We start from the raw sequence: 9,217 nt of genomic DNA on the forward strand, positions 1-9,217 counted from the left end.
TTTTTTTCATTTCTGATTTTGTATATGTACTTGGATATTCCTTTAATAACTCTATTTTTATATAATCCCTTAAATTTATATTTTCGATTTGAGAATATGGAAAATACTTAAACATTTCCATTATCCAAAAGTTCTTGTGACGTTTATTTTTAATAGCTGAAATATGCTCGTTTAATCTATCCTTTAAATCCTTTTGAGTTATTCCTATGTAATAGGATTTTCTACCACTTACTATATCTCTAATATCTATAGTTATTCTATATAACTTCCATGTATTATTTTTTATAAAATGCCTTTCTTTCTGGTATGCTTTATTACATTCTTTACAATAATTTTGAAATCCATCTTCGCTCCTTTTATTTCTTGAAAATCCTTTAATATCCTTTGTTTCGTAACATCCACTACATTGTTTTTTTAATGTTCCCATGTACTTCCCCCTAAATCATGAACTCGACCATTCACTACCTTTTTAATTTTTTATATGTACTATAATCTAACTAAATAAGCTCAATCTATATAAACACGTTGAAAATGCTACATTCTCAATCGTGGTATTTTTTATAAAAAATACTTGCAATTATATGCACTATTGTTATATAATGATAATATAAGGATAACTATGTACTTATTAAAAATGCAGTCCAATAAAATTGTAATACATTTAGAAAATAATGTCAATCTATAACTAAATCTATTTTAGTTATTTTTTTATGCCCAAATTTAATACGGTACGGTAATATAAAAAATTTCATGGTGTATATGGTAAACTACTAACCTTATTCCTACACAAAATAACCCCTCTTGATTTATGAAAGGGGGGTCATATTAAAATGTTTCAAATAATATAACTATAACCTCTTAAAATAGCTCTCCTAGCTTTATATAGCTATAATAAACGGTGTATTTAGACTTGAAATAATAATTTTATTGGGTTATACGGTAAACAACGGTAGCACCCTTAAAACCTCGATATATCGACCTTTTACATTGAAAACATACGGTAACGGTGATACGGTAAAATAAATTAATCCAAAATATATAAGGTGAAGTGTTTACATTAATGTATTTAACTACATAAAAAAAGACTAAGCTCCTTTACTTAGTCTTGATTATTTAATTCTTCTACTAATTCTTTTTTATATTTATAATAACTATTCCTACTAATTCCACATAGCTTTATTACATCAACATCTGATAGAGTTCCTTTAAAGTCTTTACTGTGTTTTAATATAATCTCTTTAGCTACTTTACTTTTTTTAGTAGTTAGTTTACTACCTTCTTTTAATCCTATCTGTTTACCTTGTAACCTTGCTGTTTCTATGCCTTCTTTAGTTCTTTGTTGTAAGTCTTTAACTTCCTTCTCTGACTGTTCAAATGCTAGTTTTATTTGTTGCTCTGCTAATGCTAACAAGTATGTATTTATTCCCTCTAAGATACTATCAACCATCGTGTCAGTTAGCTGTATTTGATTGCCTCTAGCACTCTTGTATGTTGTTGTATTGATGTGCGGCTCTTTAATGAACACTAAGTCTATGCCCTTATTAAACAATTCTTTGTATAGCTTGAAGCCTTCATCCGCATTTCTACTCATACGGCTTACACTATCAAATACTATTGTATCCCCTTCTTTAACCCTACTAAGTAACTTATTAAATTCTTTTCTACCTTCTACTTTAGTTCCTGTAAATACTTCATCAACTATTATAGCATTTGGATATAATGCCAATATATTTCTATGTTGTCTTTCAATTGATTGCTTATTTGTGCTTATTCTACAATACCCATATATTTTTCCCATTTATAGTACCACCTTTATATTGAAAAATAGTATCAAAACTAACGACCGTTTGTTTTGATATTTAAATAATATAATATATTTATATTCAAGTCAATATTTTTTGATACTATGTTAAAATAGGTTTGTTTTGATACTGAATTTTGTCTATAAGTTGCAACAATAAAGAAAGTGCTACAAATTTATATGTAGCACTTTTTTTTAGTCATTTAAATTTATCTGAGACGCTTGAATATCTCTTAATAATCTAACAATACTATCCGCACATCTACCAGCTAAACCGTGAACTTGAATATTTTCAAATACAACAGTATCTTTAACGGTAAACATCCATTCTGCAGTAAGCATACCAGGATGTTGGTGGTGAGTTGTATCACGATGTACAGAGCTTAGATAATGCTTTCTTTCTTCTCTACAACCATAAGTCCATGAGAGTTTACCATATCCAGCATGTGGTGAAGCTTGTTCTAACTGAACAACCCCAGGATAAGTTAAATAATTTCTTGTTGTTCCTGTTTTTACTCTATCTCGATAATCATCGGTTCCTTCATCATACTGCCCTGGTAAAGATAATCTTAGTTTAAGAGTTTTGAACATTCTATCATATTTTGAATCAGACTCATTATCTAGTAACTGTACTGATTCTACCACCGGTTCTGGTATCATTAAACTTGTATAATTATCTGGAACTAAGCATATTCTATATCCATTAGGAATATCAATTGGTATTACTGATTTATCTCTTTGTAAATCTTTTATAAATTCATTATTGCAACAATCATCAAAATACATTTTGCTAACCCTCCTAGTATTATTAAATACTTCCTATAATACTATTTACTATAACTAGATAATATATTCTCTCTTGCATTCTAATCCCACTATTTACTTCCATTATCAACTGTAACATTACCTTTGATTATTACTTGTTGAATGTGTTGTGTCTGTTGTTTTTCACTACCTATAGATTGGCCTATAGTAATGCCTGTTAATGCTATACCTACAATACCTATTACAGCACCTAATATAGTTATGAAATTTTTAGTTTTTTGTGATAAGATCATAACTTCACCTTCTTTCTTTAATAATTTAATGATATTTTGTTTATTTTTAAATACAAAAAAACCACTGGATAACCAGTGGCTTAAAATATGAAGTTAATATAATCTTTCCATATCTTTTTTATAAATTTTTATATTTTTACTTTCAAAATATGCATTCAATTACGTCCATTTACCTACCTACATTCAATTTGGGTATAAAAAAAAGCACGTACTTCTACCGTAAGTGCTTTTTTGGGACATATTTCCTCAACTCAAATTATATCATAAGGTTATATTTTCATGCAATATATTCATTTAATTTTTTTATATGTATTGCAATTGCTTTATTTAAGGCTTTTGTCTCCCTTGTATACAATAGGGATTCTTGAGGGAAGAGTTAGGGATTGATATTTATCAAAAACTAAAACAATAAAAAAGCTAGACTTTAACATCTAGCTTTTAAAATACTGATATTTATTTTTTTAGAGTAGTTGGTAAATTTTTTGTTCTTTCTAATAACTCGCCTACAGTCATCGGCTTTGCTATATTTCCACACTCTGTACATATATATATACGTATTCCATACTTAATTTGTTGGTATCTATGGTTACATTTGCTCATAAATCCCACCTCCTTTTATATATTTTTCAGACCATGTTTAAATGTTCTACCTAATTATTACTTCCTTTTTTCACTTTTTCACATAATTTCTGTTTATTTTTTCTTTCATATTAAAATATACCTACTAAAAGTTATAGTTTGTAACATTATTTCTAAATTTTCTACTAAAAAAGCACCTACATTTGAGTAAGTGCTTATATAACTATTATTTTTAATACATATATCCACCACTAGATATAAGATAATAATATTGTTCTGGTGTAACTTCACATCTTGATCCACATATAGGGCAAAAAATATAATGAACTTCTTTTTTCATAGTACTAAATCCCCATATAGCTATAGGTATACCTATAAGTGCTGGTGTTAAAAATAATCCTACTATTAATATCAATATTCCTGTTCCTGTTTTTTTATCGGACATTAAGTATATTTCATGACCACTATCACATGTCTCATCCATTATTTTTACCATATATATCCCCCCTATTTTTAATATCTCAATAAAAATAGTAGTTTAATTAGGTTTAATTTTCTATAAAAAAGGATAGAATTTTTATCTTATCCAACTATTTTAGCTATGATTTAAAATATATTCTTTAAGTGCCATTGATACTAAGTCCATTTTTTTATATTCTTTGTGCTCCTCTATAAAGTTATTAAATTGTTTTAATACAGAAGTATTAACTCTAACTGTAGTCAATGTATTATCAGTTGTATCTAAGTCTATAACTATTTGATTACTCAATATATTAGAGTTCTTTTTATATAGTTCTATCATCTCAATTAATGTATTATATTCTTTAGCTATATTAATTAAATTCCCTTGGATACTTTTATCATTTATTAATCCAACGTCTGTATTACTGTCGTTAGCTTTCGTCTCAATTTCTTCTACACTAATGTTACACTTTTGTATAGTAGCTTTTTCAACGCTCCTAACAGTCGTATTACTGTCGTTATATTCATATCTATTATTACTTTTGCTAAAAAGATAATTAATCTTTCGAAATCTATCTGTCAATGTACTTCTTCCAATTCCTATTTCTTTACATATACTTGTTAGTGTTCCACCTTTTGTTAATTGTAAATTTATATACTCAATTTGATCCATTATATCTAATTGTTTTAATTCATCTTTTGTCATATGATACCTCCATATACATTAGTTATACTGTCGTATATTCTATCATATTAGTTATATATCCTCTAATAATATTTACCTATAACCACCTTAAAATTGCTCCTATTAACTTCTACCACAATAAAATTTGACTTTTATATAAATAAAAAATACTAGATGAAATTCACCTAGTATTGTTCGTTTAAATAATCTTGCATTTCTCTTAACATTGTTATTAGTTTTTCCATATCGTCATAAGTTAAATTTACACTTCCATGGTCTTTTACTCCAGCTTTAGATCTTTTAAGATTCATACGTACACTTCCACTATATTCATCTAACTCAATATAATAATTTTTCGTATCTAAGTCTATTTTAATTATCTTACCATCACCATACATGTTACCGCCCCCTTTATTTTAATTTTAACACTAATTAAAAATGATATAGTAATCTTACATCAAATATATATTGATAATTTTTTCATCAATTCAATGTTTAATATTATCACCATGAGTTACTAGAAGTCTCAACTTTAGTAGATCTTTTATTTTTGTTAATTATAGTTTTCATTGTGTCATTATCTGTTAAACATTTTATTATGACCGTTGCCAACTAATAGGTATAATACCACTACCCCTACTTGACCTTTTTCCTCTATAAAATAAAAAAGCTAGATAATAATATCTAATTTTTAGCTAAGCTATTTGTGTTCCATTGTAATAAATGTCATTTTCTAATCCATATACAATCAATGTTTGCAATGTCGGAAAATCATTACCTCCTCCCGTATACATTAACTCGATTGTATATTTTCTAATTATCTTATTTTCATAATCGGGTATTAGCAACTCGAACTCACCAACTAAATATAATTCATTAATAGATTTATAGCTAACTTTAAATCCATTTTCACAACCTATTTTTATTTCTTCTATATCTTTCAACTTATCAAATTTATCTATAAATGATACATCTCTAAAATCTTCTACAAAAAATTTATCCCTCATATCTTTAATTACATTTTCGATAGTATTCATTATTCTTTTATCCCCCTCGTTAAACTATATACTTTCATTATAACAAAATGCGTAAGTGTAGTAAATAGTAACAAAACACTACATTAAATTAATATTTATCAATTTTTATATCTTGTATAGTCCTAGTACTTGTATTATATTTTGTTGCAGCTGCTCTAATACTTATACCTTCATTTAGATCCCTCTTTATTTGCTGGACTTGTTCCTTATTAAACCTTTTTTTCTTCTTGCCACGTTTTACTAAATAAAAATCATCATCAAATTGAGAAAATGGTATATTAGCTTCCTTTAATTTTTCTACATATGCTATATCAACAATTACAATATGTTTATTAATTGCCTTTGTTTGATTCTCAATAGTGTCTATTACTTTTCCTTCTCTTATTAAATCTATTTTACTCATTATTACCCCTCCTGATGTAGTATATATTAAAATAATACCACACTGACACAACTTGTCCTATCTCATTAAGATCTGTATCCAATAAAGTATTTAATATTACATTGTGCCCCACCATACATAATGTAAATATTAATATGCTTATATATAACCATTTAATTGCAGCTAATCAATCTGAATATCTATTGTATAAGATTTAATGTATATTCCCTTATATTAGAACCAGGTCTAGTATGAACTCACACACCAACGGGGAGTTATATAGCCTATTCTAAGTAACAAATTGCACTATGCCTATACAGTATTAGTTCAGTTTTTTAGCTACTTAACAGTTAATATTTAAGTAGTATATGATCTAGTTTTTAAGATTGCTAATCTATAAACTACCCTACGAAAGTATCATACAGGATAGGAGGGGTTATAGGCTTATCCAACCTTTGAAATCATCACATAGTTAATAGGCTAGTCCTCTTCTCTTTTGGTAAAACCAACTAACCCACCTATTATCTTTTCTAAAATACTTGTCCCTATCTAAAAAAATATTTATCGACATAAAGTATATGATCTAACATTTTGTATAAGTTGATTATTTAAAGTTAAAAATAATATTAAAATTGATTAGGAGGTGAAACATGTTTGAGCGTAAAGGATATGTCTATAAAATGATAGATATAAGCAATCAAGTTTTGTATGTAGGTAAAACTGTAAATATGACTAGACGAATGAAACAACATTTTAGTAATAAATCTCATTTATATGGACGTGGATTATATGAAAATGTTCAAAGAATAGAATATCTTACTTGTAAGAATGAATATGAATCATTACAGACAGAATTGTATTACATAAATTTCTATAAACCTAAATTTAATAAAGAATCTAAAATTGCTGACTTTGTAGCTATTGACAATAATATTAATAAAAATTGGAAAGTTTGGAAAGTGCTTAAATCAATACCTCTTGAGCAACAATTACTTAACGAAAGATATGCTAAATATATGCCAGTAGCTATGGGAGTATTTTTCATAGCTACTATATTAACATTACTTTTATAATTAGTTGATTAATTAGCTATTTAACAAATTCAAAAGGATTAATGCATAACCTCTAACAATAAATGTTAACTAACTATTCATATACTTATATTTTTACCCCCTCAGTAGCAAAGAACTTTAATTTTTATTATTTATCTTGATTTAACTATGCAACTATAATATACCGTAGGGGATTAGGAAATGGCTACTTCTCCCCCTATATCCCAATAAAAATATATTGAGATATAAGAGGATATACTTTTTACCGCTTTTTCATGAGGTATCCGTATACCCTACGTTTTATTTGCATTTACATAGTAAAAACTTATTCAACGTCAACTGTTCTAACTCGCTTAGGTCTAGTATTATCAAGTAAGGTAATCATCCTTTCACAGTTGCCCCACACTAGGACAGGCACTCCACTTCTAAAGCCTTATTACTTTATCAGCTTGTCTAAGAAAAAGTAGCCATCCTCTTACGACCCATAATCGGATGATTAGTCCGATAGTTTTTTATTATAGTGTGTTATTCCTCTAACCACACTTAAACCATTAAAAAAGACTATTCCCAACAATCGAGAATAGTCTGTATATGCTTAATTAAACCTTATATTATTAAATTTATGTTTAAAGTACTTGTAAAAAAGCTATAATATACTTATAATAATTAGTATAAATTTAATAACTAACTATGTTATTACTATTTTGTATTGTCCAGATACTTAATAATAATGCATAGTTTAAAGGCTTACTTGTAACACTAACTACGTCCAATAGTTGGTACTAATTCCCTCTAAGTGCGTCCAACACTTATGGAAACTTGTAAGTCTTTTATTATGTAATTGTATAAGTAAATAATACCTCTTTTATGAAAAAGTTGTCAATAAAAATCTAATACTAAGATAAAAAATAAAAATAAAACGCAAAAAACAAAATCACAAGTGAGAAATATTTTTTCAATTTCGCACTTGTAGAATTATCTATCTATTTACTTTTCTATTTATTAATTTATCTATCTATTTTATTTATCTATTTATTTACCACCCTATTATTTGCACTACCGAAACCCTAGTAATTGCAATATCATAACCCTATTTTCTGCATTATCGAAACCCTATTATTTGCACACTTTTTAAAGGTAGTAATTCCAAGGTTTTAAGCACTATATTTTTCTTTATTTTGTATAGTTTTCCATTCTTCTAATGTACGTACTCTATAAGATTTTTTTAATTGTGGTACTTCTCTACATTTATTTTCATCAAATTTAAAAATATTAGTTTTTCTAGTTTCTATAAAACCACATAGTTCTAATTGATTTACTATTTCTGTTATTGTATCTAAGTTATTTTTACTCTTTGAGCTTAAACCTACCTGTTCTGCTATCCATTTATTATCCATCGTTTTAAAATCTGTTTCATTACACATATATTTAAATAAGCAATATACTTTTATAGCATTGGTATTAAACGTACATACTAATGTTTTTAACATACATTGAGGTATTCTAACATATTTATTTAAATCATTACCTTGCTTATTGGCCTTTGCATAATCTAATATATAGCATATACCATATTGAGTATTCATAATATTTAAAACCTTAGCACCACATTTATGTAATTTATTGATATTTCTAATTAACGTAGTCCTTCCAATTCCTAAATCTTTTGCTAGTTCTTCTATATTAAATTTATTTTTATATACATATCTATGTTTCTCATTTAACTTATCATTAAAATTTGAAATTGTAATCAATGCTCCATATTCTTTAGCTAAATATTGCCTATTATCTAAACAGTACGAAGGCATAGGAAGTAATTGATCCATTATTTCTGTATTATGCCAAACTGTCATATTACATCACCTCTTGACATAATGATTTTGTTAAATTCCCATGTATTTCTTCCAATTCTTTATATAAATTAGGTCTTTCTTGAAATTTTATTTTACCATCAGGTAACTTACTTCTTATATCTTTTGCCCATTTTGCATTTGAGTAAAGATGTTCGAGATTTAGTGCATCTGTTGTCCATTCATCAACCTCTAAACAATGTTTTGCTTGCTTATATATAGCTTTTTTTTCAATTTTTTTCATTTCTGATTTTGTATATGTACTTGGATATTCCTTTAATAACTCTATTTTTATATAATCCCTTAAATTT

General features: G+C 26.9%; 13 protein-coding genes. 1 reads left to right on the plus strand and 12 read right to left on the minus strand.

The window, feature by feature from the left end; all coding sequences use genetic code 11:
* The 10 genes from GFJ41_RS18505 to GFJ41_RS17465 all read right to left on the minus strand — a co-directional run.
* On the minus strand, positions 1–427 hold a 427-nt coding region (locus tag GFJ41_RS18505; RefSeq protein WP_206001591.1), incomplete at its 3' end, for a GIY-YIG nuclease family protein.
* Positions 428–1,099: 672 nt separating this feature from the next.
* Positions 1,100–1,798, minus strand: a complete 699-nt coding sequence (locus GFJ41_RS17425) for a recombinase family protein (RefSeq protein WP_170075934.1) — start codon at positions 1,796–1,798, stop codon at positions 1,100–1,102.
* Between the two features lie 198 nt (positions 1,799–1,996).
* A complete protein-coding gene (locus GFJ41_RS17430; RefSeq protein ID WP_170075935.1) occupies positions 1,997–2,587 on the minus strand; it encodes a hypothetical protein in 591 nt (196 codons plus the stop codon).
* A gap of 89 nt (positions 2,588–2,676) precedes the next feature.
* On the minus strand, positions 2,677–2,859 hold the full coding sequence (locus tag GFJ41_RS17435) for a hypothetical protein (protein WP_170075936.1): 183 nt from the start codon (positions 2,857–2,859) through the stop codon (positions 2,677–2,679).
* A gap of 453 nt (positions 2,860–3,312) precedes the next feature.
* Positions 3,313–3,459 carry a hypothetical protein gene (locus GFJ41_RS17440; protein WP_170075937.1) on the minus strand — a complete coding sequence of 49 codons (147 nt, stop codon included), beginning with the start codon at positions 3,457–3,459 and terminating at the stop codon, positions 3,313–3,315.
* A 211-nt stretch (positions 3,460–3,670) separates the two neighbouring features.
* Positions 3,671–3,934, minus strand: a complete 264-nt coding sequence (locus GFJ41_RS17445; protein ID WP_170075938.1) for a hypothetical protein — start codon at positions 3,932–3,934, stop codon at positions 3,671–3,673.
* Between the two features lie 99 nt (positions 3,935–4,033).
* On the minus strand, positions 4,034–4,606 hold the full coding sequence (locus GFJ41_RS17450) for a hypothetical protein (protein WP_170075939.1): 573 nt from the start codon (positions 4,604–4,606) through the stop codon (positions 4,034–4,036).
* A 164-nt stretch (positions 4,607–4,770) separates the two neighbouring features.
* Positions 4,771–4,983 carry a hypothetical protein gene (locus GFJ41_RS17455; RefSeq protein ID WP_170075940.1) on the minus strand — a complete coding sequence of 71 codons (213 nt, stop codon included), beginning with the start codon at positions 4,981–4,983 and terminating at the stop codon, positions 4,771–4,773.
* Between the two features lie 297 nt (positions 4,984–5,280).
* Complete coding sequence (locus GFJ41_RS17460; RefSeq protein WP_170075941.1) at positions 5,281–5,622, minus strand: hypothetical protein; 342 nt, start codon at positions 5,620–5,622, stop codon at positions 5,281–5,283.
* A gap of 88 nt (positions 5,623–5,710) precedes the next feature.
* Positions 5,711–6,025 (minus strand): helix-turn-helix domain-containing protein, encoded by a 315-nt coding sequence (locus tag GFJ41_RS17465; protein ID WP_170075942.1) that lies wholly within the window; start codon positions 6,023–6,025, stop codon positions 5,711–5,713.
* A 629-nt stretch (positions 6,026–6,654) separates the two neighbouring features.
* On the opposite strand from GFJ41_RS17465, the gene GFJ41_RS17470 reads away from it, so the two are divergent.
* A complete protein-coding gene (locus GFJ41_RS17470) occupies positions 6,655–7,077 on the plus strand; it encodes a nucleotide excision repair endonuclease (RefSeq protein WP_170075943.1) in 423 nt (140 codons plus the stop codon).
* A 1,133-nt stretch (positions 7,078–8,210) separates the two neighbouring features.
* Here GFJ41_RS17470 and GFJ41_RS17475 read toward each other — a convergent pair.
* Positions 8,211–8,909 carry a hypothetical protein gene (locus tag GFJ41_RS17475; RefSeq protein WP_170075944.1) on the minus strand — a complete coding sequence of 233 codons (699 nt, stop codon included), beginning with the start codon at positions 8,907–8,909 and terminating at the stop codon, positions 8,211–8,213.
* Between the two features lies 1 nt (position 8,910).
* A partial coding sequence (locus GFJ41_RS17480; RefSeq protein WP_170075945.1) for a hypothetical protein occupies positions 8,911–9,217 on the minus strand: 307 nt, incomplete at its 5' end.

Source organism: Paraclostridium dentum, assembly GCF_012922555.1.
In the GTDB taxonomy this organism is placed as follows: domain Bacteria; phylum Bacillota; class Clostridia; order Peptostreptococcales; family Peptostreptococcaceae; genus Paraclostridium; species Paraclostridium dentum.